This is a genomic window from Streptomyces sp. NPDC090022 (assembly GCF_044748145.1).
Lineage (GTDB): Bacteria > Actinomycetota > Actinomycetes > Streptomycetales > Streptomycetaceae > Streptomyces.
In genome coordinates this window covers 37,655-63,449 of the sequence record NZ_JBIVFN010000012.1, presented here as the reverse complement: position 1 = coordinate 63,449, position 25,795 = coordinate 37,655, and the positions used below count along the sequence as shown (strand labels likewise).

General features: G+C 72.3%; 22 protein-coding genes. 9 read left to right on the top strand and 13 right to left on the bottom strand.

Annotation, left to right across the window (positions count from 1 at the left end):
* From ACIPXB_RS21560 to ACIPXB_RS21525, 8 genes are read right to left on the bottom strand one after another with little or no spacing between them, the layout of a single operon-like run.
* Nucleotides 1–2,001: an NADH-quinone oxidoreductase subunit L gene (locus ACIPXB_RS21560; RefSeq protein WP_401452271.1), complete on the bottom strand. Its 2,001-nt coding sequence runs from the start codon at nucleotides 1,999–2,001 to the stop codon at nucleotides 1–3.
* Nucleotides 1,998–2,363 (bottom strand): NADH-quinone oxidoreductase subunit NuoK, encoded by a 366-nt coding sequence (nuoK, locus tag ACIPXB_RS21555; protein WP_401452269.1) that lies wholly within the window; start codon nucleotides 2,361–2,363, stop codon nucleotides 1,998–2,000. Before nuoK ends, ACIPXB_RS21560 begins: the two co-directional genes overlap by 4 nt.
* Entirely contained in the window at nucleotides 2,363–2,962 is a 600-nt protein-coding gene (locus ACIPXB_RS21550) for an NADH-quinone oxidoreductase subunit J (RefSeq protein WP_401452267.1), read from the bottom strand. The genes nuoK and ACIPXB_RS21550 overlap by 1 nt, the downstream gene beginning before the upstream one ends.
* Entirely contained in the window at nucleotides 2,962–3,597 is a 636-nt protein-coding gene (locus ACIPXB_RS21545; RefSeq protein ID WP_401452265.1) for a NuoI/complex I 23 kDa subunit family protein, read from the bottom strand. Before ACIPXB_RS21545 ends, ACIPXB_RS21550 begins: the two co-directional genes overlap by 1 nt.
* Nucleotides 3,597–4,556, bottom strand: a complete 960-nt coding sequence (locus ACIPXB_RS21540; protein ID WP_401452263.1) for an NADH-quinone oxidoreductase subunit H — start codon at nucleotides 4,554–4,556, stop codon at nucleotides 3,597–3,599. The genes ACIPXB_RS21545 and ACIPXB_RS21540 overlap by 1 nt, the downstream gene beginning before the upstream one ends.
* Nucleotides 4,553–5,608 carry an NADH-quinone oxidoreductase subunit C gene (locus tag ACIPXB_RS21535; RefSeq protein ID WP_401452261.1) on the bottom strand — a complete coding sequence of 352 codons (1,056 nt, stop codon included), beginning with the start codon at nucleotides 5,606–5,608 and terminating at the stop codon, nucleotides 4,553–4,555. Before ACIPXB_RS21535 ends, ACIPXB_RS21540 begins: the two co-directional genes overlap by 4 nt.
* Nucleotides 5,605–6,285 (bottom strand): NADH-quinone oxidoreductase subunit B, encoded by a 681-nt coding sequence (locus tag ACIPXB_RS21530; protein WP_401452259.1) that lies wholly within the window; start codon nucleotides 6,283–6,285, stop codon nucleotides 5,605–5,607. The genes ACIPXB_RS21535 and ACIPXB_RS21530 overlap by 4 nt, the downstream gene beginning before the upstream one ends.
* The gene (locus ACIPXB_RS21525; RefSeq protein WP_401452257.1) at nucleotides 6,276–6,683 is read right to left on the bottom strand and encodes an NADH-quinone oxidoreductase subunit A; all 408 of its coding nucleotides are present in this window, start codon (nucleotides 6,681–6,683) and stop codon (nucleotides 6,276–6,278) included. The genes ACIPXB_RS21530 and ACIPXB_RS21525 overlap by 10 nt, the downstream gene beginning before the upstream one ends.
* Before the next feature lie 147 nt (nucleotides 6,684–6,830).
* Between ACIPXB_RS21525 and ACIPXB_RS21520 the strand changes: the two genes are divergently transcribed.
* From ACIPXB_RS21520 to ACIPXB_RS21490, 7 genes are all read left to right on the top strand, one after another.
* Nucleotides 6,831–8,030: a sensor histidine kinase gene (locus ACIPXB_RS21520; RefSeq protein WP_401452255.1), complete on the top strand. Its 1,200-nt coding sequence runs from the start codon at nucleotides 6,831–6,833 to the stop codon at nucleotides 8,028–8,030.
* 1,401 nt (nucleotides 8,031–9,431) lie between these two features.
* On the top strand, nucleotides 9,432–10,796 hold the full coding sequence (locus tag ACIPXB_RS21515) for a sensor histidine kinase (protein WP_401452253.1): 1,365 nt from the start codon (nucleotides 9,432–9,434) through the stop codon (nucleotides 10,794–10,796).
* A gap of 153 nt (nucleotides 10,797–10,949) precedes the next feature.
* Nucleotides 10,950–11,609, top strand: a complete 660-nt coding sequence (locus tag ACIPXB_RS21510) for a LuxR C-terminal-related transcriptional regulator (RefSeq protein WP_401452505.1) — start codon at nucleotides 10,950–10,952, stop codon at nucleotides 11,607–11,609.
* Between the two features lie 143 nt (nucleotides 11,610–11,752).
* Nucleotides 11,753–13,696 carry a 2-oxoacid:acceptor oxidoreductase subunit alpha gene (locus ACIPXB_RS21505; RefSeq protein ID WP_401452251.1) on the top strand — a complete coding sequence of 648 codons (1,944 nt, stop codon included), beginning with the start codon at nucleotides 11,753–11,755 and terminating at the stop codon, nucleotides 13,694–13,696.
* A 166-nt stretch (nucleotides 13,697–13,862) separates the two neighbouring features.
* A complete protein-coding gene (locus ACIPXB_RS21500; RefSeq protein ID WP_401452503.1) occupies nucleotides 13,863–14,864 on the top strand; it encodes a 2-oxoacid:ferredoxin oxidoreductase subunit beta in 1,002 nt (333 codons plus the stop codon).
* Between the two features lie 198 nt (nucleotides 14,865–15,062).
* The gene (rarD, locus tag ACIPXB_RS21495; protein ID WP_401452249.1) at nucleotides 15,063–16,013 is read left to right on the top strand and encodes an EamA family transporter RarD; all 951 of its coding nucleotides are present in this window, start codon (nucleotides 15,063–15,065) and stop codon (nucleotides 16,011–16,013) included.
* Between the two features lie 229 nt (nucleotides 16,014–16,242).
* Nucleotides 16,243–17,559, top strand: a complete 1,317-nt coding sequence (locus ACIPXB_RS21490) for a M28 family metallopeptidase (protein WP_401452247.1) — start codon at nucleotides 16,243–16,245, stop codon at nucleotides 17,557–17,559.
* Nucleotides 17,560–17,616: 57 nt separating this feature from the next.
* Here the strand turns inward: ACIPXB_RS21490 and ACIPXB_RS21485 are convergent, their stop codons facing one another.
* The 4 genes from ACIPXB_RS21485 to ACIPXB_RS21470 form a co-directional block, all read right to left on the bottom strand.
* Nucleotides 17,617–18,033: a hypothetical protein gene (locus ACIPXB_RS21485; RefSeq protein ID WP_401452245.1), complete on the bottom strand. Its 417-nt coding sequence runs from the start codon at nucleotides 18,031–18,033 to the stop codon at nucleotides 17,617–17,619.
* Nucleotides 18,030–18,233 (bottom strand): hypothetical protein, encoded by a 204-nt coding sequence (locus ACIPXB_RS21480; protein WP_234333790.1) that lies wholly within the window; start codon nucleotides 18,231–18,233, stop codon nucleotides 18,030–18,032. Before ACIPXB_RS21480 ends, ACIPXB_RS21485 begins: the two co-directional genes overlap by 4 nt.
* Nucleotides 18,234–18,328: 95 nt before the next feature.
* Nucleotides 18,329–19,558, bottom strand: a complete 1,230-nt coding sequence (locus ACIPXB_RS21475; RefSeq protein WP_401452243.1) for an outer membrane lipoprotein carrier protein LolA — start codon at nucleotides 19,556–19,558, stop codon at nucleotides 18,329–18,331.
* A 242-nt stretch (nucleotides 19,559–19,800) separates the two neighbouring features.
* Nucleotides 19,801–20,811, bottom strand: a complete 1,011-nt coding sequence (locus tag ACIPXB_RS21470; RefSeq protein ID WP_401452241.1) for a polyprenyl synthetase family protein — start codon at nucleotides 20,809–20,811, stop codon at nucleotides 19,801–19,803.
* Nucleotides 20,812–21,035: 224 nt separating this feature from the next.
* Between ACIPXB_RS21470 and ACIPXB_RS21465 the strand changes: the two genes are divergently transcribed.
* Complete coding sequence (locus tag ACIPXB_RS21465; RefSeq protein ID WP_401452239.1) at nucleotides 21,036–22,520, top strand: peptide MFS transporter; 1,485 nt, start codon at nucleotides 21,036–21,038, stop codon at nucleotides 22,518–22,520.
* A gap of 17 nt (nucleotides 22,521–22,537) precedes the next feature.
* Nucleotides 22,538–24,541: a CocE/NonD family hydrolase gene (locus ACIPXB_RS21460; RefSeq protein WP_401452237.1), complete on the top strand. Its 2,004-nt coding sequence runs from the start codon at nucleotides 22,538–22,540 to the stop codon at nucleotides 24,539–24,541.
* 366 nt (nucleotides 24,542–24,907) lie between these two features.
* Here ACIPXB_RS21460 and ACIPXB_RS21455 read toward each other — a convergent pair whose 3' ends face one another.
* Entirely contained in the window at nucleotides 24,908–25,714 is an 807-nt protein-coding gene (locus tag ACIPXB_RS21455) for an HAD family hydrolase (protein WP_401452235.1), read from the bottom strand.
* Between the last annotated feature and the right edge of the window lie 81 nt (nucleotides 25,715–25,795).

Here is a 25,795-nt window from a genome sequence, read left to right as displayed (position 1 = left end):
TCACGATCCGGCGTTGACGTTGGCGAGGACGGCGGTGGCGATCGCCAGGACCACGGCACCGGCGAGCAGGGCGCTCAGGTAGCTCTGCACGTTGCCGGTCTGGGCGCGGCGGACGAGGGCGCCGAGCAGCCGGGGTGCGCCGCCCGCACCGCGGACGTACGTGTCGACGACCTCGCGGTCCAGGAAGCGGACCAGGCTCGCGGCGGCCCGGACGGGGCGTACGAACAGCGCGGTGTAGACGGCGTCCAGGTGGAACCCGACGGCGGCGTGCCGGTACAGCGGGCCGAGCAGCGCGCGACCGGGGTCGGCGGCGGGGGTGGCCGGGACGGCGGGGTGGTCGTGGGTGACCTCGGCGACCTCGGGGGTCTCGGCGGCGGATTCGGCCGCGGCGACCGAGGCGGGCACGCCGGTGGCGGCGCCGGCCCGGGCCGTGACGGCGCCGGCGCGCTGCCAGAGGGCGTAGGTGAGGACGAGACCGATGACCGCGGCGCCCGTGCCGAGGACGGAGGTGACCACGGTCGGGGTCAGCCCGCGGCCGTCGAACCAGTCGGGGAGCACGCCGGCGGCGAGGCCGAAGGCGACCGAGGGGATCGCCAGCAGCCACAGCACGCCGGTCATGGCGAGCGGCTCCCTGCCGTGGTCGGGGGCGGCGGCGCCCCGGCCGCGGAAGGCCATCAGCCACAGCCGGGTGGCGTAGGCGGCGGTGAGCAGTGCGGTCAGCAGGCCGGAGACGAGCACGAGCCATCCGGCGGCGCTGGGCGCGAAGTCGGACTCGCCGACGGCGGTGTGCTCGGCGGCGACGAGGACGGCTTCCTTGGAGAAGAAGCCGGCGAAGGGCGGGATCGCGGCGAGCGCGAGGAGCGCGATCGTCATGGTCCAGAAGGCGTCGGGGATGCGCTTGGCCAGGCCGTCCATACGGGACATGGCGGCCAGGGAGTTCGTCCCGGCGGCGTGGATGATCACGCCCGCACCGAGGAAGAGCAGCGCCTTGAAGGCACCGTGCGACAGGAGGTGGAAGACGGCGGCCCCGCGGTCGCCGACGGCCAGGGCGCCGGTCATGTAGCCGAGCTGGCCGATGGTGGAGTAGGCGAGGACGCGCTTGATGTCGTCCTGGGCGAGGGCGGCCAGCGCGGAGCCGGTCATCGTCACCGCGGCCATGGCGGCCATCACGATGAGCGCGGCCTGCGAGGCCGCGAAGACCGGGAGGAGGCGGGCGATGAAGTAGACACCGGCGGCGACCATCGTCGCGGCGTGGATCAGCGCGGAGACCGGGGTGGGGCCCGCCATGGCGTCGGGGAGCCAGGTGTGCAGCGGGAACTGCGCGGACTTGCCCGCGACGCCCGCCAGCAGGAGCAGCGCGATCAGCGTCGGGTGGTCGAGCCCGCCCGCAGCGACGGTGCCGAGGATCTTGGTGATCTGGAAGGACCCGGCGTCGGTGGCGAGCGCGAACAGGCCGATGAGGAAGGGGACGTCGCCGAGCTTGGTGACGAGGAAGGCCTTGAGGGAGGCGGACCGGGCGGCGTCGGTCTCCCAGTAGTGGCCGACCAGGAAGTACGAGCAGATGCCCATGATCTCCCAGCCGACCAGCAGCACCATCAGGTCGCCGGAGTAGACGACGAGCAGCATGGCGGAGGTGAACAGTGAGACCAGAGCGGCGTACGACGGGTAGCGCGGGTCCTCGCGCAGGTAGGCCGTCGAGTAGATCTGGACGCAGGTGGCGACCACACCGACGAGGACGGCTACCAGGGCGGCGAAGCCGTCCACGTACAGGGCCAGCTCGATGGGGACCGAGCCGGTCGGGGTCAGTTCGGTGGCGGCGTCGATCGCCGGGCCGCCGCCCTGCCGTACGGCGACCAGGACGGCCAGGACCGCGGCGGCCAGGGTGGGCAGCAGGGCCAGCGGCCGGACGAATCCGGGGGCCGTGCGGCCGAGCAGCAGTCCGCCGACCGCGCCGAGGAACGGCAGCAGCGGGACGAGGACGGCGAGGGTCGTGGTGCTCACGCGGCGACCTCCGGCCGGGTGGTGCGCTGGTCGTCGGGCCGGGGCGCGGGCTCGTGGCCCTCGGCGGTGTCGCGCAGCCTGTCGACGTCCGAGGTGCCCCGGTTGCGGTACACCATCAGCACGATGGCCAGGCCGATGCCGATCTCGGCGGCGGCGATGGCGATGGTGAAGAGGGTGAGGGCCTGGCCGGCGTGCAGGGTGTCGCGCAGCCAGACGTCGAAGGCCACCAGGTTGAGGTTGACGGCGTTGAGCATCAGCTCGACGGACATCAGGACCAGGATGGCGTTGCGGCGGGCGAGCACTCCGTACAGGCCGGTGCAGAAGAGCAGCGCCGCGAGGACGGCGGGGTAGGCGAGGTGCATCAGCGCTTCCCCTTCCCGGGGGTGGTGCCGGTGCGACCGTTGTTCGTGTCGCCGTTCTTGCGGGACAGCACGATGGCTCCGATCAGGGCGGCCAGCAGCAGCACGGAGAGCGCTTCGAAGGGCAGTACCCAGTGCCGGAAGAGGATCTCCCCGGACACCCGGGTGGAGCCCTGGACCGGCCCGTCGAGGTCGATCCATGTGGTCCGGAAGGCGTCGACGACGACCCAGACGAGAGTGGCGGCGGCCACCGCGGCGACGGCGAGGGCGACCCAGCGGTTGCCGGAGTCGGCGTCCGGGGAGCGGCCGATGGGCGCCTTGGTCAGCATCAGTCCGAAGAGGAGGAGGACGACCACGGAACCGAGGTAGATCAGGACCTGCACCCACGCCAGGAACTCGGCGGTGAGCAGGAGGTACTCGATGGCGATGCCGCCGAGCGCCACGACCAGCCAGAGGGCGGCGTGCACCAGTTGCTTGGTCGTGACGGTCACGACGGCCGCGCCGAGGGTGACGAGGCCGACGAGGAGGAAGGCGATCTCGACACCGGTGGGCGAGAGGAAGCCGGGGCCTTGGGCGGCGGCGGCCAGGGGGGTGCTGAGCATCAGGCGGTTCCTCCCGCCGGCGTCTCCGGGGTGCCGGGGTCGTGCCCGGGGGCAGGTCCGGGGTCGGCGGGCGTCGTGTCGGCCGCTGCCGCTGCCGCAACGGCGGCCGCGGCAGCGGCGGCCTCCGCCTTCTCGACGGCCTTGCGGGCGGCGGCGATCTCCTTGGGTTCCTCGGCGGCCGGGTCGAGGGCGGGCGGAGCGGGCACGGTCCACATCCACTCGCGCAGCTTGTCGCGCTCGTGGGTGAGTTCGAGGATGTCCGTCTCCGCGTACTCGAACTCCGGCGACCAGAAGAGGGCGTCGAAGGGGCACACCTCGATGCAGATACCGCAGTACATACAGAGGGAGAAGTCGATGGCGAACCGGTCGAGGACGTTGCGGCTGCGCTCACGGCCGCCGGGAGCGGCGGCGGGGATCGTCTCCTTGTGGGAGTCGATGTAGATGCACCAGTCGGGGCACTCGCGCGCGCAGAGCATGCAGACCGTGCAGTTCTCCTCGAACAGGCCGATGACCCCGCGGGTGCGGGGCGGGAGCTCGGGCTGGACGTCGGGGTACTGGGCGGTGTGCGAACGCTTCGTCATCGTGCGCAGCGTGACGGCGAGGCCCTTGGCCAGGCCGGAACCGGGGATGGGCATTACTGGATCGCCACCTTCACGATGCCGGTGAGCGCGATCTGGGCGAGCGCGAGCGGGATGAGCGTGGTCCAGGCGAGCTTCTGGAGCTGGTCCTCGCGCAGGCGCGGGTAGCTCACGCGCAGCCAGATGACCACGAAGGCGAGGAGTGCGGTCTTGAGGAGGGTCCAGGCCCAGCCGTCCTCGAAGGGGCCGTGCCAGCCGCCGAGGAAGAGGACGGTGGTGAGGGCGCACAGGACGACGATGCCGGCGTACTCGGCGAGGAGGAACAGGGCGAAGCGCAGGCCGGTGTACTCGGTGTAGGCGCCGAAGATGATCTCGGAGTCGGCGACGGGCATGTCGAAGGGGGGCCGCTGGAGTTCGGCGAGGCCGGCGATGAAGAAGACGAGGGCGCCGACGATCTGCCAGGGCAGCCACCACCACTCGAAGGCGTCGAGGATGCCGGGCAGGGACACGGTCCCGGCGGCCATGGCGACGGAGGCGGCGGCGAGCAGCATGGGCAGCTCGTAGGCGAGCAGCTGGGCGGCGGTACGCAGGCCGCCCAGCAGGGAGAACTTGTTGGCGGAGGCCCAGCCGGCCATCAGGCTGCCGAGGACTCCGACGCCCATGACGGCGAGTACGAAGAACACGCCGGCGTCGATGACCTGGCCGACCGCGCCCGCACCGGGGCCGATGGGGATGGCGACGAGGACGAGGAGGTACGGCAGCAGGGCGACGGCGGGCGCGAGCTGGAAGATACGGCGGTCGGCGTTGGCCGGAACGACGTCTTCCTTCTGCGCGAACTTGACGCCGTCGGCGACGAGCTGGGCCCAGCCGTGGAAGCCGCCGGCGTACATGGGGCCGAGTCGGCCCTGCATGTGCGCCATCACCTTGTGCTCCGTCTGACCGACGACGAGCGGCAGCACGAGGAAGACGGCGAAGACGACGATCAGTCGCAGGGCGACGTCGAGGACGTCGTTCACGCGTCGCCTCCGGGGTCGGGATCGGGGTGGGTGTCGGGGTGAGTGTCAGGGGCGGTCTCGGAACCGGCCTCGGAACCCGTCTCGGAGCCGGCCTCGGAGCCGGCCTCGCCGCCGGTTTCCGGTTTCGCCGCCGTGGGGCCGGCGTCCCCGGGCGCCTTGGCGCCGGGCGCCGGCCGCGCGGGCTCGGGTGCGGGGGCGGGCTCGGGGGCCGCGGGCGCCGTGGCCGGGGTGGGCTCGGCGAAGGCGGGCTTCGGGTTGTGCCACGGCGCGTCCGCGCTGCGGGGCGTCGGGCGGCCGGCCGGCTGGGCCGGCGGGGTGGCCTGGCTCGCGGAGCCTTCCGTCACCGACCGGGTGCGGCGGACCGGGGCGCCCTCGCGGGGGGTGCGGGCCGGGGCACCCTCGCGGGGGGTGCGGCCCGCGGCACCCGCGGCGCGCGGGGTGCGCGCCGGGCGGGACGGGGCGGGCGGGAGCTGGCCCTTGAGGGGACCCCAGTCGTTGGGGTCCGGGACGCCCGGAGGCAGCATGGTGCGGCGCTTCGGGCCACCGGCCTCGGCACCCTCACCCGGCTCCTTGGCGCCCGGCCACGCCTTGGCGACGCGCGCGGCCAGCACGAAGTCCTTGCGCAGCGGGTGGCCCTCGAAGTTCTCGGGCAGCAGCAGCGGGACGAGGTTCGGGTGATCGGTGAAGATCACGCCGAACATCTCGTACGTCTCGCGCTCGTGCCACGCCGCGCCCGCGTACACCGCGATGGCGGACGGCAGGGACGGCGCGCTGTGCGGAACCGTCGTACGCAGCAGCAGGCGGCGGACCCGGTGGCCCTCCAGGGCCACCACGTGCGCGCTCACCCGGAAGCCGGTGCCCGGCTCGTCGACGGCGCTCAGCCAGTCGAAGTAGGTGCAGCCCAGCTTGTCGCGGGCGATCTCCAGCGACGGGATCCACGAGCCGACGGGAACGTCGACGGTGAGGACGTCGTAGGAGAGTTCGGCGACGGCCTCCACGCCGAAGATCTGCGCGGCGCCGTCCGGCAGGGTGTCGTACAGGTTGCCGCTCATGCCGTACCGCCCGTACCGCCCGTACCGCCCGTGTGCCGAGGGCTTTCAGGGGCCTGCACCAGGCCGCTCGTCAGTTGGGAGACGGTGGGCGAGGCCGCCGCGCCGTTCCCGTAGCGTTCCGCGAGCGACTCGCGAGCGATCTTCTCCTGGAGCTTGAGGATGCCCTGCAGCAGCGCCTCGGGGCGCGGCGGGCAGCCCGGCACGTACACGTCGACCGGAATGATCTGGTCCACACCCTTGGTCACCGAGTACGAGTCCCAGTACGGCCCGCCGCAATTGGAGCAGGCGCCGAAGGAGATGACGTACTTCGGCTCCGGCATCTGCTCGTAGAGGCGCTTGACGGCCGGGGCCATCTTGTCCGTCACCGTGCCGGAGACGATCATCAGGTCGGCCTGGCGCGGGCCCGGCGCGAAGGGGATCACGCCGAGCCGGATGAAGTCGTGCCGGGCCATCGACGCCGCGATGAACTCGATCGCGCAGCAGGCGAGGCCGAAGTTGAACACCCACAGGCTGTAGCGGCGGCCCCAGTTCAGGACCACCTTCATCGGCTCCGGGGCCAGGCGGGAGAGCACGCCCAGCCGCTTGGGCTCCGGGAGCAACTGCGGGTCCGGGAGCAGCTGCGGCTCCGGCAGGGGCTGCTGCGGGACCGGGCCCGGGCCCGGTGTCGTCACGTCCATTCGAGGACGCCCTTCTTGTACGCGTAGAGCAGGCCGACGGCCAGGAAGCCCAGGAAGATGAACATCTCGACCAGGGTCGTGGCGCCGTAGCCGGCTGCGGCGAAGACCGTCGCCCACGGGAAGAGGAAGATCGAGTCGACGGCGAAGATGACGTAGAGGAACGCGTAGACGTAGTAGCGGACCTGGGTGTGCGCCCAGCCCTCGCCCACCGGGTCGACGCCGCATTCGTACGTCAGGAGCTTCTCGGGGGTCGGCACGACGGGCCGGAGCAGGCGGCCCGCGCCGAACGCCACGGCCACGAAGAGCACGCCGAGGACCGCGAGCAGACCGACGACCGAATAGCTCCGGAAGTAGTCCGCCGCCAGCACGGTTGCGGTCGATACCGTCGGGTCGGGCACGTCCGTTCCTCGCTCCTTGGCAGCTGTCGGCGATCTGTTACGGACGGGAGTCTAGGCCCTGCGTTACGCAGGGTGGGGTTATCCCCCGTTCACTGAGACAAGGGCACCCCATGGCATGACGGGGCCGGGGTTGGCAGGCTGTCGCCCATGACCGCGATCAAGCCAGCCCCCGACGACGACCGGCCTCCGCCGGTGCGCGCGCCCTTCGGCGCGGCGACGTGGAAGGAGATCACGCATCTCCTGACCAACCTTCCCGAATCGATCATCGGATTTGTTTACACAGTTGTCATGGTCTCGCTCGGCGCCGGTCTGTCCGTGACCGTCGTCGGACTGCCGCTGCTCGCGTGCGGGCTGTGGGGGGCGCGGCAGCTGGGGCGGTGGGAGCGGTGGCGGGCGCGCGTGCTGCTGGGGGTACGGATCGAGGAGCCGACGCCGATACCCGGGCCGAAGCGGTCGGGCGGCTTCTTCCCGTGGCTGTGGACGTCGCTCAAGGACCCGGTGGCGTGGCGTACCGCGCTGTACGGCCTGGTGCGGTTGCCGTGGGGCGTACTGACTTTCACCGTAACGCTGACGGGGCTGTTCGTGCTGTGGCCGGTGCTGCCGTGGGTGGTGCGGGCGCTGGCGAACGTGGACCGGGCGTTGGTGCGCGGACTGCTCGTCCCCTCGGACGAGCTGGAGCGGCGGATCGCGGAACTGGAGTCGGACCGCGGGGTCGTGGTCGACACGGCGGCGGCGGATCTGCGGCGGATCGAGCGGGACCTGCACGACGGTGCGCAGGCGCGGCTGGTCGCGCTGGCGATGGGGCTGGGCCTGGCGAAGGAGAAGCTGCTGGAGGACCCGGACGCGGCGGCGCTGATGGTCGACGAGGCGCACGGCGAGGTCAAGCTGGCCCTGCAGGAACTGCGGGACCTGGCGCGCGGCATCCATCCGGCCGTCCTGACGGACCGGGGGCTGGACGCGGCGCTGTCGTCGGTGGCGTCGCGGTGCGTGGTGCCGGTGCGGGTGGAGGTGGACCTGCCGGCGCGGCCGGCGGAGGCGATCGAGGGGATCGCGTACTTCACGGTCTCGGAGCTGCTGCAGAACATCAGCAAGCACGCGGCGGCGCGGAGCGCGGCGGTCGAGGTGTGGCGGTCGGGGGAGCGGCTGCTGATCCGGGTGTCGGACGACGGGCGGGGCGGGGCGCGGATGGACCGCGGGACGGGGATGGCGGGGCTGGCGGAACGGCTGGGGGCGGTGGACGGGGTGTTCGTCGTGGATTCGCCGGAGGGCTCCGGCACGACGGTGACGGCGGAACTCCCCTGGCGCGACCGCTCGGTCCCCCGGACCACGGCCGCGCGCGGAGCCTGAGCCTCCGCCGTCCGCGCCACGGGTACGGCGACCGCCCCACCGGTGGCGGCACACCTGACGCCGGTACGCCGCCCGACGCGCCCGTGACCGTACACCTGCCCGGCACAGCCCGGGCCGGTAGGCCAGCCGACGCCGGCGGGCAGTACGCCGCCCGACGCGGCGATGGCCGCACACCCGCCCGGCACGCCGGTGGCCGTAGGCCCGGCCGCTCGCCCGGGGCCGATACGTCGGCCGACGCCGGTTGGCACGCCGGCCGACGCGCCTGTGGCCGTACACCCGCCCAGCCCGCCCCGGGCCACTACGCCGACCAGCACGTCGCCGCCCGCAGCCTGCGGGCCTGTGCGCCCGCCGCGCGCCGCGCGCCGAGCACCACGTGCCGCCGGGGCGACCGTGCGGGGCCGGGTGCGCGGGGCGTGGCTGACACCGATCAGCGGATCCGGGCATTCCGGGACCCGAGGCCGAGGGGCCAGGCCCGTCGTCGAGGCGAGGCCGGTAAGGCCCGCGGCGTCTGGCGCCGTGCATCGCAAGGCGGAGGAGCTCCCGGGTACGGGACGTACGTGGGTGCTCCGACAACGCAGCGAGGTGCCGTGCCTGGGGGCACCCCAGCGGTAGCTGGGGGATCGTCGTGTACCTGGGCGGGACTACGACGACGGGGCCTGGTGACCTGGGCGTTCGGAGGCCGCGGCGACCGGCGCCCGGATGCGCCGCGGGTGTCGGCCGGGACTCGGGTGGCCCGCACCGGGCCATGGGTGCAGTCGTCGACCGTGGCTGACCTGCGAAGCCGGGGAGCCGGACGCCTTGGTAACCGGGGCGCCACCAGGCCCGCGCCACCCCGGGCAACCGGGCCAACCGGGCCAGCCCGCGCCCGAACGCGGACCCCGCCCCCCGTTACGCCCGGCCCCCCTATTACGTCGGACCCCGCCTCCGCACGGCCCCGGACACCCGCCCCCGCGCCGCGCCCGGGGCAACCGGGCCGGCTCGCACCCGTACGCCGGGCCCCCGACCCGCGGTGACGCCAGGCCCGCCCCGGGTGAGGCGAGCCCCCGTCCCTCAGCGACGCCGGACCCCGCCCCGGCGCGGCCCCCGGCAACCGGGCCGACCCGCGCCCGTACCCGGGCCCCCGGTTACGCCGGACCCCCGTCCGTCGGTGACGTCGGCCCCCGCCCCCGGGTCACGCCTGACCCGCCTCCGCGCGACCCCGGACACCCACCCCGCACGGCCCCGGCCAACCGCACCAGCCCACGCTCATACCCCGGACCCCGGACCCCGGACCCACCCCCGTTCCGCCGGGTCCCCGTCCCCGTCACCCCGGCCCCGCCCCCCCCGGTAGGGATAACCCCCCGTCTCGGACGCCGACCCGCCGGATGGTGGGTCGGGGGTGGGGGCGGGGAGGGTGGGGGCATGGTTGGACGTGGAGAGGACGGGGTGGGGAACATGGTGCGCGTGTTGCGGGGGCCCGTGTCGCGGCGGACGTGGCGGGCGTTCGGGTATCTGATGCTCGGGCTGCCGTTGAGCACCGTCTTCTTCACCCTCACGATCACCGGCGTGAGCCTCGGCGCCGGTCTGCTGGTGACCTTCCTCGGGGTGCCGCTGCTCGCCGGGGTGCTCGCCATGTGCCGGGGTTTCGGCCACGTGGAGCGGGCCCGGGCCCGGGCACTGCTGGGCCTGGAGATCGCCGACCCCGCGCCCGTCCGCCCGTCCAAGCCCGGCGGCATGGGCCTGATCGGGGCCACGCTCAAGAACGGCAGCGCCTGGCGGCACGTGCTGTACTGCGTGATCCACTTCCCGTGGTCCGTGTTCGCGTTCGTCGTCTCGCTCTCCCTGTGGGCGTACGGCTGGGCCTTCCTGCTGTACCCCGCCTGGTTCTGGGTCTTCCCGGCCTTCACCGACCAGCCCGGCCTGCAGGTCTTCCAGAACGGCGACTACGCCCTCCACCTCGACTCGCCCGCCGACATCGTCCTGACCACCCTGACCGGGCTGGCCCTGACCCTGGTCACCCCCGCCGTCATCCACGGGCTCACCGCCGTCGACAAGGCGCTGGTGACCGGGCTGCTCGGGCCCTCGCGGCTGGCCAGCCGCGTCACCGAGCTGGAGTCCGACCGCGGGGTGGTCGTGGACACGGCGGCCGCCGATCTGCGGCGTATCGAGCGGGATCTGCACGACGGGGCGCAGGCCCGGCTCGTCGCGCTCGCGATGGATCTGGGGCTGGCCAAGGAGAAGCTCGCCGACGACCCGCAGGCCGCCGCCCGCATGGTCGACGAGGCGCACGGCGAGGTGAAGGTCGCCCTGCAGGAGCTGCGTGACCTGGCCCGCGGGATCCACCCGGCGGTCCTGACCGACCGCGGCCTGGACGCCGCGCTGTCGTCGGTGGCCTCTCGGTGCGCGGTACCCGTACGGGTACGGGTCGACCTCCCGGCGCGGCCCGCCGCCGCGATCGAGGGCATCGCCTACTTCACCGTCTCCGAGCTGCTGCAGAACGTCAGCAAGCACGCGCGGGCCCGCTCCGCCTCCGTCGACGTGTGGAAGTCGGGCGACCGGATGCTCATCGAGGTCGCCGACGACGGGCTCGGGGGTGCGGGACACAGCCACGGCTCCGGCACCGGCACCGGCCACGGCTCCGGTACCGGGCTCGCCGGGCTCACCGAGCGGATCGGGGCCGTCGACGGGGTGCTCGTGGTGGAGTCGCCGACCGGCGGCGGCACCACGGTCACCGCCGAGCTGCCCTGGCGGGAGCAGGCGGGAGCAGACGGGAGCAGGCGGGCGTAGGCCCCGACCGCTGGTTTCCCGCAGCCACCGGACACGTCATACCCCCGGATCCACGACGAAATCCGGGCGATCCCTGGGATGCTTACGGCATCACAGTGATCGTCGCAGTGATCGCCGAGTGGATACGGGGGCTTGTGAGTCGTGGACGACAGGGTGCGGGTGGTCATCGCCGAGGATTCAGTGCTGCTCCGTGAGGGCCTGACCCGGCTCCTGACCGACCGGGGGCATGACGTCGTGGCCGGCGTCGGGGACGCGGAAGCCCTGCTGAAGACGGTGTCGGACCTGGCGGGCGAGGGTGCGCTGCCGGACGTGGTGGTGGCAGACGTACGGATGCCGCCGACCCACACCGACGAGGGGGTCCGGGCGGCGGTGCGGCTGCGCAAGGACTATCCGGGCATAGGGGTGCTGGTCCTGTCGCAGTACGTGGAGGAGCGCTACGCCACCGAACTGCTGGCCGGTTCCAGCACCGGCGTGGGCTACCTGCTCAAGGACCGGGTGGCCGAGGTGCGCGAGTTCCTCGACGCCGTCGTACGGGTGGCCCGGGGCGGTACGGCGCTGGATCCCGAGGTCGTGGCGCAGCTGCTGGGCCGCAGCCGCAAGCAGGACGTGCTGGCGGGGCTGACGCCGCGCGAGCGCGAGGTGATGGGCCTGATGGCGGAGGGCCGGACGAACTCGGCGATCGCGAAGCAGCTGGTGGTCAGCGACGGGGCGGTCGAGAAGCACGTCAGCAATATCTTCATGAAGCTGGGGCTGTCCCCCAGTGACGGGGATCACCGGCGCGTCCTGGCGGTGCTCACCTATCTGAATTCATGAATAGCTGACACTCTGTCAGACAGCCGGTTTTTGACCAGGCCGTCTCAAAAGACAGTCCACCATGTGAGCGGTCCGGGGAAGGCCACCCCTACCGACGTAGGGTTGGTTTTGGGAACGTGACGCCTCGAAGGAGGTCCAGTTCAGTGACCAGCCAGGTCAGTACCCCAGCCGAGCAGGCCGACGGGGCGGGAGGGGCTGTTGTCGGTGAACAACGCTCGTCCGAGGGCTCGGGGGGCAAGGAAATCCGCCGTCTCGACCGTGTGATCATCCGGTTCGCGGGTGACTCGGGTGACGGTATGCAGCTCACCGGTGACCGGTTCACGTCGGAGACGGCTTCCTTCGGGAACGACCTCTCCACGCTGCCGAACTTCCCGGCCGAGATCCGGGCGCCCGCCGGCACCCTGCCGGGCGTGTCCTCGTTCCAGCTGCACTTCGCCGACCACGACATCCTCACTCCGGGTGACGCCCCGAACGTCCTCGTAGCCATGAACCCGGCCGCCCTGAAGGCGAACATCGCCGACGTACCGCGCGGCGCGGAGATCATCGTCAACACGGACGAGTTCACCAAGCGCCCGATGGCCAAGGTCGGCTACACGACGTCCCCGCTGGAGGACGGTTCGCTGGAGGCCTACAACGTCCACCCGGTGCCGCTGACCACGCTCACCGTGGAGGCGCTGAAGGATTTCGGGTTGTCGCGGAAGGAGGCCGAGCGGAGCAAGAACATGTTCGCGCTGGGTCTGCTGTCGTGGATGTACCACCGGCCGACGGAGGGCACGGAGAGTTTCCTGCGGCGGAAGTTCGCGAAGAAGCCCGACATCGCCGAGGCGAACGTGGCCGCGTTCCGGGCGGGCTGGAACTTCGGCGAGACCACCGAGGACTTCGCGGTCTCCTACGAGGTCGCCCCCGCCACACAGGCCTTCCCCACCGGCACCTACCGCAACATCTCCGGCAACCTCGCCCTCTCCTACGGCCTGATCGCCGCGAGCCGCCAGGCCGACCTGCCCCTCTACCTCGGCTCCTACCCCATCACCCCGGCCTCCGACATCCTGCACGAGCTCAGCCGGCACAAGAACTTCGGTGTCCGCACCTTCCAGGCCGAGGACGAGATCGCCGGCATCGGCGCCGCCCTCGGCGCGGCCTTCGGCGGGTCCCTGGCGGTGACCACCACCTCCGGGCCGGGCGTGGCGCTGAAGTCGGAGACGATCGGGCTGGCGGTCTCGCTGGAGCTGCCGCTGCTGGTCGTGGACATCCAGCGCGGCGGCCCCTCGACGGGACTGCCGACCAAGACCGAGCAGGCCGACCTGCTCCAGGCCATGTACGGGCGCAACGGTGAGGCGCCGGTGCCGGTGGTGGCCCCGCGGACCCCGGCGGACTGCTTCGAGGCGGCGCTGGAGGCGGCGCGGATCGCGCTGACCTACCGGACGCCGGTGTTCCTGCTCTCCGACGGCTACCTCGCCAACGGTTCCGAGCCCTGGCGGATCCCCGATCCCGAGGAGCTGCCCGACCTGCGGGTGCGCTTCGCCGACGGCCCCAACCACACCCTCGCGGACGGCACGGAGGTGTTCTGGCCGTACAAGCGTGATCCGCGGACCCTGGCACGGCCGTGGGCGGTACCGGGGACGGCGGGCCTGGAACACCGGATCGGCGGGATCGAGAAGCAGGACGGCACGGGCAACATCTCCTACGACCCGGCCAACCACGACCTCATGGTCCGCACCCGGCAGGCCAAGATCGACGGGATCGAGGTCCCCGACCTCGACGTCGACGACCCCGACCACGCCACCACCCTCGTCCTGGGCTGGGGCTCCACCTACGGCCCCATCACCGCCGCGGTACGGCGGCTGCGCGCCGCCGGGCTCCCGATCGCACAGGCCCACCTGCGCCACCTCAACCCCTTCCCGCGGAACCTGGGCGACGTACTCGGCCGCTACGGGAAGGTCGTGGTGCCGGAGATGAACCTCGGGCAGCTGGCCACCCTGATCCGGGCGAAGTACCTGGTCGACGCCCAGTCGTACAACCAGGTCAACGGAATGCCGTTCAAGGCGGAGCAGCTCGCGACGGTCCTCAAGGAGGCCATCAATGACTGACACGACGGCAACCGAAGAGACCGCGACCGAGAAGGCGGCGGGCGGAAAAACGGCGGCGGGCGGAACGGCGGCTGCAGGCGGAGAGGCGGCGGGCAGCGCGACGGCGCGCCCGGGCGGCTCGCGCTCGCTGCTCTCGCTGGTGCCGAAGACGGCGGCCCGGCAGTCGATGAAGGACTTCAAGTCGGACCAGGAGGTCCGCTGGTGCCCCGGCTGCGGCGACTACGCCGTCCTGGCCGCCGTCCAGGGCTTCATGCCCGAACTCGGCCTCGCCCGCGAGAACATCGTCTTCGTCTCCGGCATCGGCTGCTCCTCCCGCTTCCCCTACTACATGAACACCTACGGGATGCACTCCATCCACGGCCGCGCCCCCGCCATCGCCACCGGCCTGGCCACCTCCCGCCGCGACCTCTCCGTCTGGGTCGTCACCGGCGACGGCGACGCCCTCTCCATCGGCGGCAACCACCTCATCCACGCCCTCCGCCGCAACGTCAACCTCAAGATCCTCCTCTTCAACAACCGCATCTACGGCCTCACCAAAGGCCAGTACTCCCCCACCTCCGAAGTCGGCAAGATCACCAAATCCACGCCGATGGGCTCGCTCGACGCCCCCTTCAACCCCGTCTCCCTCGCCCTCGGAGCCGAAGCCACCTTCGTCGCCCGCACCATCGACTCCGACCGCAAACACCTCACCGAGGTCCTGCGCGCCGCCGCCGACCACAACGGCACCGCCCTCGTCGAGATCTACCAGAACTGCAACATCTTCAACGACGGCGCCTTCGAAGCCCTCAAGGACCAGACCCAGGCCCAGGAAGCCGTCATCCGCCTCGAACACGGCCAGCCCATCCGCTTCGGCGCCGACGGCGGCCAGGGCGTCGTCCGCGACCAGGCCACCGGAGACCTCCAGGTCGTCGACGTCACCCCCGACAACGAAGACCGGATCCTGGTCCACGACGCCCACGCCCCGTCCCCGACCACCGCCTTCGCCCTCTCCCGCCTCGCCGACCCCGACACCCTCCACCGCACCCCCATCGGCGTCTTCCGCAGCACCGATCGCCCCGTCTACGACACGCAGATGGCCGAGCAGCTGGAGACGGCGGTCGAGCAGAAGGGCAAGGGCGACCTGGCGGCGCTGCTCGCCGGCAACGACACCTGGACCGTCGTCGGCTGATCCGCCAGCCCTCCCCCTGCCGGAACCCGGAACAGGCCACGGCCCGCGGCTCCTCGGAGCCGCGGGCCTTGTGCCGTTCCTCGACCGCCTTCCCGCAGGTCACAGCACTGTCATGACTGTCACCCACAAACGGGCATGACATCCGCCCCGTACGGCGCTACCTTCGTGAGGTTGGCTTGAAGTGACCCAGGAGGGCCCGTGAAGGCAGAGTCGGAGCAGCGCGCGGGTCTGCTCTACGGAATCGGCGCGTACGCGATGTGGGGGCTGGTGCCCCTGTTCTGGCCGCTCCTGAAGCCCTCCGGAGCCATCGAGATCCTCGCCCACCGCATGGTGTGGTCGCTGGCCGTCGTCGGTGTCGCCCTGCTCGCGCTGCGCCGCTGGGGCTGGATACGCGACCTGCTGCGCGCACCGCGCAAGCTCGCCCTGACCACGCTCGCCGCCTCCGTGATCACGGTGAACTGGGGCGTGTACATCTGGGCCGTCAACAACGACGCGGTGGTCGAGGCGAGCCTGGGCTACTTCATCAACCCCCTGGTCACGATCGCCATCGGGGTGCTCGTCCTCGGCGAGCGGCTGCGCCGCGCGCAGTGGGCGGCGGTCGGTATCGGCGCCCTCGCGGTGCTGGTTCTGGCCATCGGGTACGGCCGGCCGCCGTGGATCTCCCTGGTGCTGGCCTTCTCCTTCGCCGCGTACGGACTGATCAAGAAGAAGATCAACATCGGCGGCCTGGAATCGCTGGCGGCCGAGACCGCCGTCCAGTTCCTGCCGGCCCTGGCCTACCTGCTCCTGCTGGGTTCGCGCGGCGAGTCCACGTTCGCCGCCGAGGGCGCCGGACACGCGGCCCTGCTGGCCGCGACCGGCCTGGTCACCGCGATCCCGCTGGTCTGTTTCGGGGCGGCCGCGATCCGCGTCCCGCTCTCCACGCTCGGCCTGCTGCAGTACCTGGCGCCGGTGTTCCAGTTCATCCTCGGCGTCGTCTACTTCCACGAGGCCATGCCGCCGGAGCGCTGGGCCGGCTTCTCGCTGGTCTGGGCCGCGCTGGCGCTGCTCACGTGGGACGCGCTGCGGGCCGCCCGCCGCTCCCGCGTTCCGCTTCCGGTTACGGCGCCGGACGCCGGCGCGGCGACCCCGGCGCGCGAGCCCGCGTAGGCGCGGACCACGGCGCGCGAGCCCGCGCAGACGCGGGCGCGGCCTTCTCTCCTACCCCTCGACCCCCGGTACGGAACATCCGTAACGGGGGTCGTCCGTTATACGAACTCCCCTGACCGGATTGTGGTCTTGACGCACAGTCATATCATCACTGACCATCGGGCTCGCACTGACGCTCCAACCTCGCACGTTCCGTTCCCATCCCCGTTCGGAATCACGGAGCCCCCACATGAGCCTCTCCGTTCCCCGGCGTCTTGCTGCCGTCACCGCGCTCGCGGTCGCCGGCCTCTTCGCCTCCGCCGCCCCCGGTGCGTCCGCCGCGCCGGCCGCGGTCGCCGCGGCGCCCACGCCGCCGGACATCCCGGTTGCCAACGTCAAGGCGCACCTGTCGCAGCTCCAGACGATCGCCACGAACAACGGCGGCAACCGCGCCCACGGCCGGGCCGGCTACAAGGCCTCGATCGACTACGTGAAGGCCAAGCTGGACGCCGCCGGGTTCACCACCACGGTGCAGACCTTCACCTCCGGCGGTGCCACCGGCTACAACCTGATCGCCGACTGGCCGGGCGGCGACCCCAACTCGGTCCTGATGGCCGGCTCGCACCTGGACTCGGTGTCCTCCGGTCCCGGCATCAACGACAACGGCTCCGGCTCGGCGGCGGTCCTGGAGACCGCGCTCGCCGTCTCCCGGGCCGGCCTGCAGCCCACCAAGCACCTGCGGTTCGGCTGGTGGGGTGCGGAGGAGCTGGGCCTGATCGGCTCGAGGTACTACGTCAACCAGCTGCCGGCCGCCGAGCGCTCGAAGATCTCCGGCTACCTGAACTTCGACATGATCGGCTCGCCGAACCCGGGCTACTTCGTCTACGACGACGACCCCACGATCGAGCAGACCTTCAAGACGTACTTCGCGGGCATCGGCGTCCCGACGGAGATCGAGACCGAGGGCGACGGCCGCTCCGACCACGCCTCCTTCAAGAACGTGGGCATCCCGGTCGGCGGCCTGTTCACGGGCGCCAGCAACACCAAGTCCTCGGCCCAGGCGCAGAAGTGGGGCGGCACCGCGGGCCAGTCCTTCGACCGCTGCTACCACTCCTCGTGCGACACCACGTCGAACATCAACGACACGGCCCTGGACCGCAACAGCGACGCCATCGCCTACGCGATCTGGAACCTGGGCGCGTCCACCCCGGTCCCGCCGGGCCCGTCCTTCGAGAACACCGCGGACGTGAACATCCCCGACTCCCCCGGTGCCGCGGTGAACTCGCCGATCACCGTCTCGGGTGTCGCGGGCAACGCCCCGGCCACCACCAAGGTGGACGTGAACATCGTCCACACCTACCGCGGTGACCTGGTGGTCGACCTGGTCGCCCCCGACGGGAGCGTCTACAACCTGCACAACCGCTCGGGCGGCAGCGCGGACAACCTGGTCCAGTCCTACACGGTGAACGCCTCCAGCGAGGTCGCGAACGGCGTCTGGAAGCTCCAGGTGCGGGACACGGCCGCACAGGACATCGGCTACATCAACTCCTGGAAGATCACCTTCTAGGAGGCCGCTCCACCGGCAGGACTCCCGCCGGCAGGACCCGTACGACGAGGACCCGCGCTAGGAGGACCTTCTCTGTAGGTCCTCCTCCAGCGGATCCGGTTCCCTTATCTGCGCCCGCAGTTCCTCGGCGACCGCCGCGACGTCCGCGCGGCCCAGCTTCGCGGCCTCCACCAGGTCGCCGAGGACCTCGGGCGACGGCAGCTGCTTGGCCCCCGCCACCCGCAGGTACGAGCGGGTGGCGGCGGCCGCGTAGAACTCGTTCATCGGCGATTCCAGCGCCGGGCACACCGCGAGCGTGTGCAGGAACGCCGCCGCCCGCCACGCGGTGTCGGGGGCGGGCTGTTCCGGCACCATCACCAGGTCGTTCTGGTGCCGGGCCACGGCGGCGACCACTCCGGAGGGGTCCCACACGGCGGGATCGGACGGGAGATGGTGGGCCAGAGCGGTCCAGGCCCACTCCATGGTGATCTTCAATTGCCGAACCGCTCCTGGAAGTAGCCCCAGTGGTCGGCGAACTCCTCGATGCCGGAGAGGAACGTCTTGCGGTCCTCGTCCAGTTCGCGTTCGGTGACCTCGGTGATCAGCGCGGTGACCGTCGTGCCCAGCGCCGCCGCGCGCGCCTTGAGGCGTTCATGGAACTCTTCGTCCAGGCGGATGGTGACGTGTCTCGACATGCCCTTCACGGTACGGCACGCGGGGCGGGCCGGGACATGGTCCCGGCCCGCCCCGGCGTTCGTGGGAGAACCGGCCCGGCCGGGCCGGCCGCCGGCTACTTGCTGGCGTCCGCAGTCTTCACCAGCGCGTCCTTGGTGACGGCGCCGACGTAGACCTTGCCGTCGTCGGTGATCAGGGCGTTGACCAGACGGGTCGAGAAGACGCGGCCCTCGCCGAACTTCCCGGAGACCTTGTCCCCGAGGGAGTTCAGGAACTGCTCGGCCTCCTTCGGCGCGTTCTTGTCGTTCTCGATGTCCTTCAGGCCCTTGCCGGTGCCCGAGTCGATCCGCGCGACCGTGGCCCAGCCCTCGCCGAGGACCTTCACCTCGCCCTTGCCGTCCATGCCGGCGCCGCCGGTCAGGCCGCCCAGGCCCGGCAGCGACTCCAGGCCCTTGAGAGCGCTGCCGTCCTTGCCGTCCTTGCCGAGGTGCTCCGGGCCGCCGCCCTCGTTCACCTTGGCGCCCTTGGGCGGGGTGAAGTCGAAGGTCTTCGCGGCCGGGGCGGCGAACTCCACCTTGGTGAAGCCCGCGTCCACGATCGGCTTGCCGCCCTGGCTGGAGAGCAGCTGGAAGCGCAGCGGCACGCCGTTCCTGGCGTCGACCGCGATCTGGATCGAGCCGACCGTCGAACCGGCCTGCTTGGGCTTGAGGACCAGCTGGTACGCGTCCCGGCCGGCCACCTGCGCGGTGTCGCCGACGCTGACGTCGGTGGTGGTGCCCGCGGCCTTCAGGGCCTCCTCGGCGAGCTCCTTGGGCGTGGCGGGCAGCCGGTCGGCCGTCTTGCGCTCCTTGCCCTTGCCCTTGCCCTCGCCCTGCGGCGCGCCGTGGCCCTTCTCGTGGAAGACCTCGTTGGACTTGCTGTCGTAGCCCCACAGGTCGTCGCCGTTGTGGATGAGGCTGTACTCGTGCTTGCCGTCGAGGAAGGTCAGCTTCTGCTTGTCCGGGCCGTCGGCGGCGACCTGGAAGGTGTGCGTGCCGCTGGCGAGCTGGGCGACCTTGTCCTCCGGGCTGGCGGAGCCGCCGGTGACCCCGCCGCCGCCCAGCAGACCGGAGGCCAGCGACGGCAGGCCCAGGTCGGTGCTGATCCTGGCGGTGCCGGACAGCTGCTGGACCTCCGAGGCGGCGATCTTCTCGATGAGCTGCTGCGCCGTGACCTTCGGCAGGTCCGGGCCGCCGGCGTTGGCGAAGGCCGGGACCATCGCCACCGTCGCCGCGGCCACACCGGCCACCGCGACCGGCACGGCGTACCGAGCGGCCTTGCGAGACGTCTTCGTGTTCCCTGCCATGTCAGTGACCTGCCCTCTGTGTCTACGGCGGCGATCCCCGTGTCGCCACGCTCACCCGATCCGGTGGGTGGCGTACATCCATATGACCAAACAGAGGGCCTGCGCGGCGTCAGCCCCCGGAGCCAACTGCGCGTACGACCGTGGGATGACACGGAACGGGCCGCCCGCCCCCATCCCGTAGGGGTCGGACGGCCCGTTCCCGAACCGGAAGGGGGACCCGGCGAGGGATCCCCGGGGCGGCGTCAGCCCGCGCGGTGGACCACCGCGTCGCACAGCTCCTCCAGTGCCGCCTTGGCGAAGCACTCGGGCAGCGGCGCCAGCGTGGCGCGCGCGTCCTGCGCGTAGCGGACGGTGTCGCGGCGGGCCTGCTCCAGCGCCGGGTGGACCCGCAGCCTGGCCAGGACCTCGGCGTGCCGGCCGTCGTCGGTGAGGTCGCCGTCCAGGAGGCGGACGAGCTCCAGGTCCTCCGCCAGGCCCTCGCGGGCGGCCTTCTCGCGCAGCAGCAGCACCGGCAGCGTGGGGATGCCCTCGCGCAGGTCGGTGCCGGGGGTCTTGCCGGACTCGTGGCTGTCGGAGGCGATGTCCAGGACGTCGTCCGCCAGCTGGAAGGCGGTGCCCAGGCGCTCGCCGTACTGCGTGAGGATGTCGACGGTCGCCTCGTCCGCCCCGGACATCAGCGCGCCGAAGCGGCCGGAGACGGCGATCAGCGAGCCGGTCTTGCCGGCGATGACGTCGAGGTAGTGGGCGACGGGGTCGCGTCCGTCGCGCGGGCCGGCCGTCTCCAGGATCTGACCGGTGACCAGCCGCTCGAAGGCCTCGGCCTGGATGCGTACGGCCTCCGGGCCGAGGTCGGCCAGGATGTGCGAGGCGCGGGCGAAGAGGAAGTCACCCGTCAGGACGGCGACGGAGTTGCCCCAGCGGGTGTTGGCGCTGGCCACCCCGCGCCGGACGTTCGCCTCGTCCATGACGTCGTCGTGGTAGAGGGTGGCGAGGTGGGTCAGCTCCACGACCACGGCGGAGGGGACGATCCCGGGGGCGTACGGGTCCCCGAACCGCGAGGCGAGCATGACCAGCAGCGGCCGGAACCGCTTGCCGCCCGCCCGCACCAGGTGTTGCGCGGCCTCCGTGATGAAGGGGACTTCGCTCTTGGTGGCCTCCAGCAGACCCGCCTCGACGGCGGCCAGTCCGGCCTGGACATCGGTCTCAAGAGCCTGGTCCCGCACGCTCAGTCCGAACGGCCCGACGACGGTCACGAGGGGTACTCCTGTCTGCTGACGATCACGCTGACGATCACCTGGATTGTCGATGTGTCGCTGCCATCACTCAAGCCAGCGTATCCCGTCCGTTTTCGATCACCGAGAGCGCCTGTCCGGTCTCCACACGCGCACCGCCCGAAGAGCCCCGGTATGTTCGAGTGGAGCCGATAACGACCGGAGATTGTGTTTTGTCCAGAACTGTTCTTGACCGAGACGAGCCGGTGGACCCGGAGTTCGACACTCCGCCGGCCCGCGACGACCGTGGTTTCCTCGGCCACCCCCGGGGCCTGGCCACCCTGTCCGGGCTGGAGGTCTGGGAGCGTTTCTCGTTCCTGGGCATGCAGGCGATCCTCGTCCTCTACTTCGCGGACACCGTGGCCGACGGCGGCCTGGGGATGAGCCCGGCGACCGCCGCCTCCGTCTCGGCGGCGTACGCAACCATGGTCTACCTCGTCTCCGTCGCCGGCGGATGGCTCGCCGACCGGATCCTCGGTTCCTACCGGGCCGTGCTGTGGGGCGGCATCCTCATCGCCTGCGGCCACTACCTGATGGCCGTCCCGGCCACCGCGGCGACCTGGGGCGGCCTCGGCCTGATCAGCGCGGGCACCGGCCTGCTCAAGCCCAATGTCGCCAGCATGGTCGGCACGCTCTACCGCACGGACGACGACCGCCGCGACGCAGGCTTCGCCCTCTACTACATGGGCATCAACATCGGCGCGTTCGCCGGCCCGCTGGTCACCGGCTGGCTGGGCGAGCACCGGGGCTGGCACTGGGGCTTCTCGGCCGCCGCGATCGGCATGACCGCAGGCCTCGTCCAGTACGTGCTCGGCCGCCGCCACCTGGCCGGGCGCAAGCACTCCGCCGAGTTCCCCCTCGCACCGGACGCCATGCGGCGCGCCGTACGGCTGATCGCGGGCGGACTGGTCGCCCTGGCCGCGCTGGGCGTGCTGCTGGCCGCCGCCGGATGGCTGACGATGGCCCGGTTCGTCGACGTCCTCACCCTCGTCTCGGTGATCGCCCCGGTCGTCTACTTCACGGTGATGTTCCGCAGCCCACGGGTGACACCCGCCGAGCGGGGCCGGCTGCGCCCGTACGGGGTGCTCTTCCTGGCCTCGGTCGCCTTCAACTTCATCCTCTTCCAGGCGTACTCGACGATGATGCTGCTCGCGTCGGCCAACGCCCGCACCACCCTCCTCGGCTTCGACTTCCCGGCGAGCTGGTACGCCTCGGCGCTCGGCGCGTTCGAGGTGGCGCTGGCGCCGGTGGTGGCGGCCGTGTGGGCCCGGATGGGGCACCGGCAGCCGCACGCCTCCAACAAGATCGCGATCGGTGTGATCCTGGGCGGCCTGTCGTTCCTGCTGATGGTCGTGCCCACCTCCGGCCACGTCGGCGACACGTACACCATCGCCGCCTGGTGGATCGTCGGCTCGTACCTGCTGCTCGGCCTCGGCGACGTGCTGCTGGAGACCTCCGGGATGTCCGCGACCAGCAAGCTCGCGCCCAAGGCGTTCAGCAGCCAGACGATGGCCCTGTGGTTCCTGTCGCTGGCGCTCGCCAACGGCATCCAGGCCCAGGTCGTCAAGATCTACGGGACGGTCCCCGACCCCGTGTACTTCGGCCTGAACGGCGCCGTCGCGGTGGCCGCCGGCCTGGCCGTGATCGCGCTCGCGCCGTGGCTGCGGCGCACGATGCACCCCGTCCACTGAGGCCGAACGGACTGCCGATGAACATCGTCAAGGAGTTCCCCCACGCGACGGCCCACGAGGACGTCCGCATCCCGCTGCGCGACGGGACCCTGCTCTACGCCCGGATCTGGCGGCCGGTCACGGACGAGCCGGTTCCGGCGCTGCTGGAGTACCTGCCCTACCGGCTCACCGACTGGACCGCCCCGCGCGACGCCCAGCGCCACCCCTGGTACGCCGGCCACGGCTACGCCTCGGTCCGGGTCGACGTGCGCGGGCACGGCAACAGCGGCGGCCGGGTGGGCGACGAGTACGACGCCCGCGAACTCGCCGACGGGGTCGAGGTCGTGGAGTGGCTGGCCGCGCAGCCCTGGTGCGACGGCTCGGTCGGCATGTTCGGGATCTCGTGGGGCGGCTTCAACTCCCTCCAGATCGCTGCCCTCGCGCCCGAACCGCTGAAGGCGGTCGTCACGGTGTGCTCCTCCGACGACCGCTACGACAACGACGTGCACTACATGGGCGGCTCGGTGCTGGCCGTGGACATGCACGCGTGGGCGGCGACCATGCTGGCCTTCGCCTCCCGCCCGCCCGACCCGGAGTTCGTGGGCGAGGGCTGGCGGGACGCGTGGCTCGCGCGGCTGGAGTCGGTGGAGCCGCCGGTCCACACCTGGCTCGCGCACCAGACCCGCGACGACTACTGGCGCCACGGCAGCGTCTGCGAGGACTACGGGGCGGTGCGCGCGGCCGTCCTGGCGGTCGGCGGCTGGCACGACCCGTACCGGGACACGGTGCTGCGGCTGGTCGAGCACCTGCCCGAGGGGCGGGTGCGCGGGCTGATCGGGCCGTGGTCGCACCAGTACCCGGACCGCGGGCTGCCGCCGGGCCCGGCGATCGGCTTCCTCCAGGAGACGCTGCGCTGGTGGGACCACTGGCTCAAGGGGGCGGACAACGGCGTCATGGACGAGCCGCTGCTGCGGTCGTGGATCTCGCGGTCGCACCGCCCGGCGACGACGTACGCCGAGCTGCCCGGGCGCTGGGTCGCGGACCCCGCCTGGCCCTCCCCCGCGGTGACCCCCGTGACGTACGCGCTCCAGGGCGCCCCCGTGCAGGTCGCCTCCCCGCAGCACACGGGCCTGGACGCGGGGCGGTTCTTCCCCTTCGGCAACGACGCCGACCTGCCGCCGGACCAGCGCGAGGAGGACGCGAAGTCGGCGTGCTTCGAGTTCCCCGTCCCGGGCACGGGGCCGGTGGAGATCCTGGGCCGCCCGCGCGTGGCCCTGCGGCTGCGCCTGGACGTGCCGTACGGGCAGGTGATCGCCCGGCTGTGCGACGTGGCCCCGGACGGCTCCTCCACCCTGGTCACGCGGGGCGCCCTCAACCTCTCCGCGCGCCGTGGCCGGGACCGGGCCGAGCCGTGGCCGGCGGGCGCGTACGAGGACGTGGCCCTGGAGCTGAACGGCATCGGGCACGCCTTCCCGCCGGGCCACCGGATCCGGCTGGCGCTGTCCTCGGCGTACTGGCCGTGGATCTGGCCGCGGGCCGGCTCCGAGGCGGGCTGGACGCTGGACCCGGCCGCCAGCGCGCTGACCCTGCCGGTGCGCGAGCCGCGGGAGGCGGACGCCGCGGTCGCCTTCGAGGCCCCCGAGCAGGCCGAACCGCTGGGCGTGGTGGTCCCGGAGACCCTGGACGAGCCGCGCCCGGAGCGGCTGGTGGTGCGGGACGTGGCGCGCGGCACCTGGCGGCTGGAGGTGGACCCGCGCTACGGCGGCACGCGGGTCTACCCGGACGGGCTGGAGTTCACCGAGGACGCGCTGGAGGTGTACGAGATCCAGGAGGACGACGCGCTGTCGGCCCGGACCCGCTCGGACTGGCGGATCCGGCTGCACCGGCCGGAGCGGGGCTGGGACGCGCGGATCGAGACCCGCTCGGAGATCAGCTGTGACGCGGGGGGCTTTCTGACGTCGAACGAGGTGGTGTGCCGGGACGGGGAGGAGGTGGTCTTCCACCGCACGTGGGAACGCCGACTGCCGCGGGCCGCGGGCTGACGCTCGCCCTGGCGGCCGGCCGGGGCTCCGCCCCGCACCCCGCGCCTCGAACGCCGGCGGGGCTGGGTTGCGTGCCCGGCGGCGCCGGAAGGCTGCCCGGTGGGCGGCGTTTTCGGGGGCTCCGCCCCCGCACCCCCCGCGCCTCAAACGCCGGCGAGGCTGAGATGGTGCCCGGCGGCGCTGGAGGGCCGCCCGGCGGGACTGGGTGGGGTGCCCGGTGGCGCTGGGTGGGGTGCCCGGTGGCGCTGGGCGCGTGCCGCTGCGCGGCGGCTGGTTGCCGCGCAGCGGCACATCCAGCCCGCGCGGCGTGTGAGCGCACGGGCGCGCAGCGCACGTACGGTGACCGGGGCCCCAGCGGCGCAGGCGTCAGCCGTAGAGGCGTTCCAGGACCACCGCGATGCCGTCCTCCTCGTTGGACAAGGTCACCTCGTCCGCCACCGCGCGCAGTTCACGGTGGGCGTTGGCCATGGCCACGCCGTGGGCGGCCCACGCGAACATCGGGATGTCGTTGGGCATGTCGCCGAACGCGATCGTCCCCGACGCGCAGACCCCGAGGACCTCCGCCGCACGCGCCAGACCGCTCGCCTTGTCGATGCCCGGCGGCTGGAGCTCGACCGTGTGCTCCCCGGCCATCGTCACGTTCACCAGGTGCCCGACCACCGACCGCGCCACCCGCGTCAACTCGTCGTCGTCCAGCTCGGGATGCTGGAGCAGCACCTTGTTGATCGGCGCCGACCACAGGTCCGCGCGCCGCCGCACCCGCACCGTCGCCAGGTGCGGACGCGGCATCCGGTACCCCGGTCCCATGAGCATCTCCACGTCCACCCCCTCCCGGTTCACGGCCACGTACACCTCGCCGATCTCGGCCTCGATCTTGCCGAGCGCCACCTCCGCCAGCTCCCGGTCCAGGGGGACGGAGTGCAGCACACGGCCGCGCGCCGCGTCGTACACCTGCGCGCCCTGCCCGCACACCACGAGCCCCCGGTACCCCAGCCCGTAGAGCACGTGCCGCACCTGCGGAACGGGGCGTCCGGTCACGATGATGTGCTGGGCGCCGACGGCGCGCGCCGTCGCGAGAGCCGTGTACGAGCGGGGCGAGACGGTGTCACCGGCGCGCAGCAGAGTCCCGTCCAGGTCGGTGGCGATCAAGGTGTAGGGGAGGGCGGAAGTCACCCGGCCAAGGATACGGACCCCCTTGGACAAGTCCTACAAATAGCGCCCCAATCCGGCCTCCCGCACGCCCCACCCGCCACG

Bases quoted from the DNA above. Each gene is read 5' to 3' on its own strand.
- ACIPXB_RS21475 (WP_401452243.1), bottom strand. From the start codon at position 19,558: ATGGCAGGGAACACGAAGACGTCTCGCAAGGCCGCTCGGTACGCCGTG.
- ACIPXB_RS21515 (WP_401452253.1), top strand. From the start codon at position 9,432: ATGGTTGGACGTGGAGAGGACGGGGTGGGGAACATGGTGCGCGTGTTG.
- ACIPXB_RS21535 (WP_401452261.1), bottom strand. From the start codon at position 5,608: ATGAGCGGCAACCTGTACGACACCCTGCCGGACGGCGCCGCGCAGATC.
- ACIPXB_RS21500 (WP_401452503.1), top strand. From the start codon at position 13,863: ATGAAGGACTTCAAGTCGGACCAGGAGGTCCGCTGGTGCCCCGGCTGC.
- ACIPXB_RS21550 (WP_401452267.1), bottom strand. From the start codon at position 2,962: ATGCTCAGCACCCCCCTGGCCGCCGCCGCCCAAGGCCCCGGCTTCCTC.
- ACIPXB_RS21480 (WP_234333790.1), bottom strand. From the start codon at position 18,233: ATGTCGAGACACGTCACCATCCGCCTGGACGAAGAGTTCCATGAACGC.
- nuoK (WP_401452269.1), bottom strand. From the start codon at position 2,363: ATGCACCTCGCCTACCCCGCCGTCCTCGCGGCGCTGCTCTTCTGCACC.
- ACIPXB_RS21490 (WP_401452247.1), top strand. From the start codon at position 16,243: ATGAGCCTCTCCGTTCCCCGGCGTCTTGCTGCCGTCACCGCGCTCGCG.
- ACIPXB_RS21520 (WP_401452255.1), top strand. From the start codon at position 6,831: ATGACCGCGATCAAGCCAGCCCCCGACGACGACCGGCCTCCGCCGGTG.
- ACIPXB_RS21545 (WP_401452265.1), bottom strand. From the start codon at position 3,597: ATGCCCATCCCCGGTTCCGGCCTGGCCAAGGGCCTCGCCGTCACGCTG.
- ACIPXB_RS21460 (WP_401452237.1), top strand. From the start codon at position 22,538: ATGAACATCGTCAAGGAGTTCCCCCACGCGACGGCCCACGAGGACGTC.
- ACIPXB_RS21530 (WP_401452259.1), bottom strand. From the start codon at position 6,285: ATGGACGTGACGACACCGGGCCCGGGCCCGGTCCCGCAGCAGCCCCTG.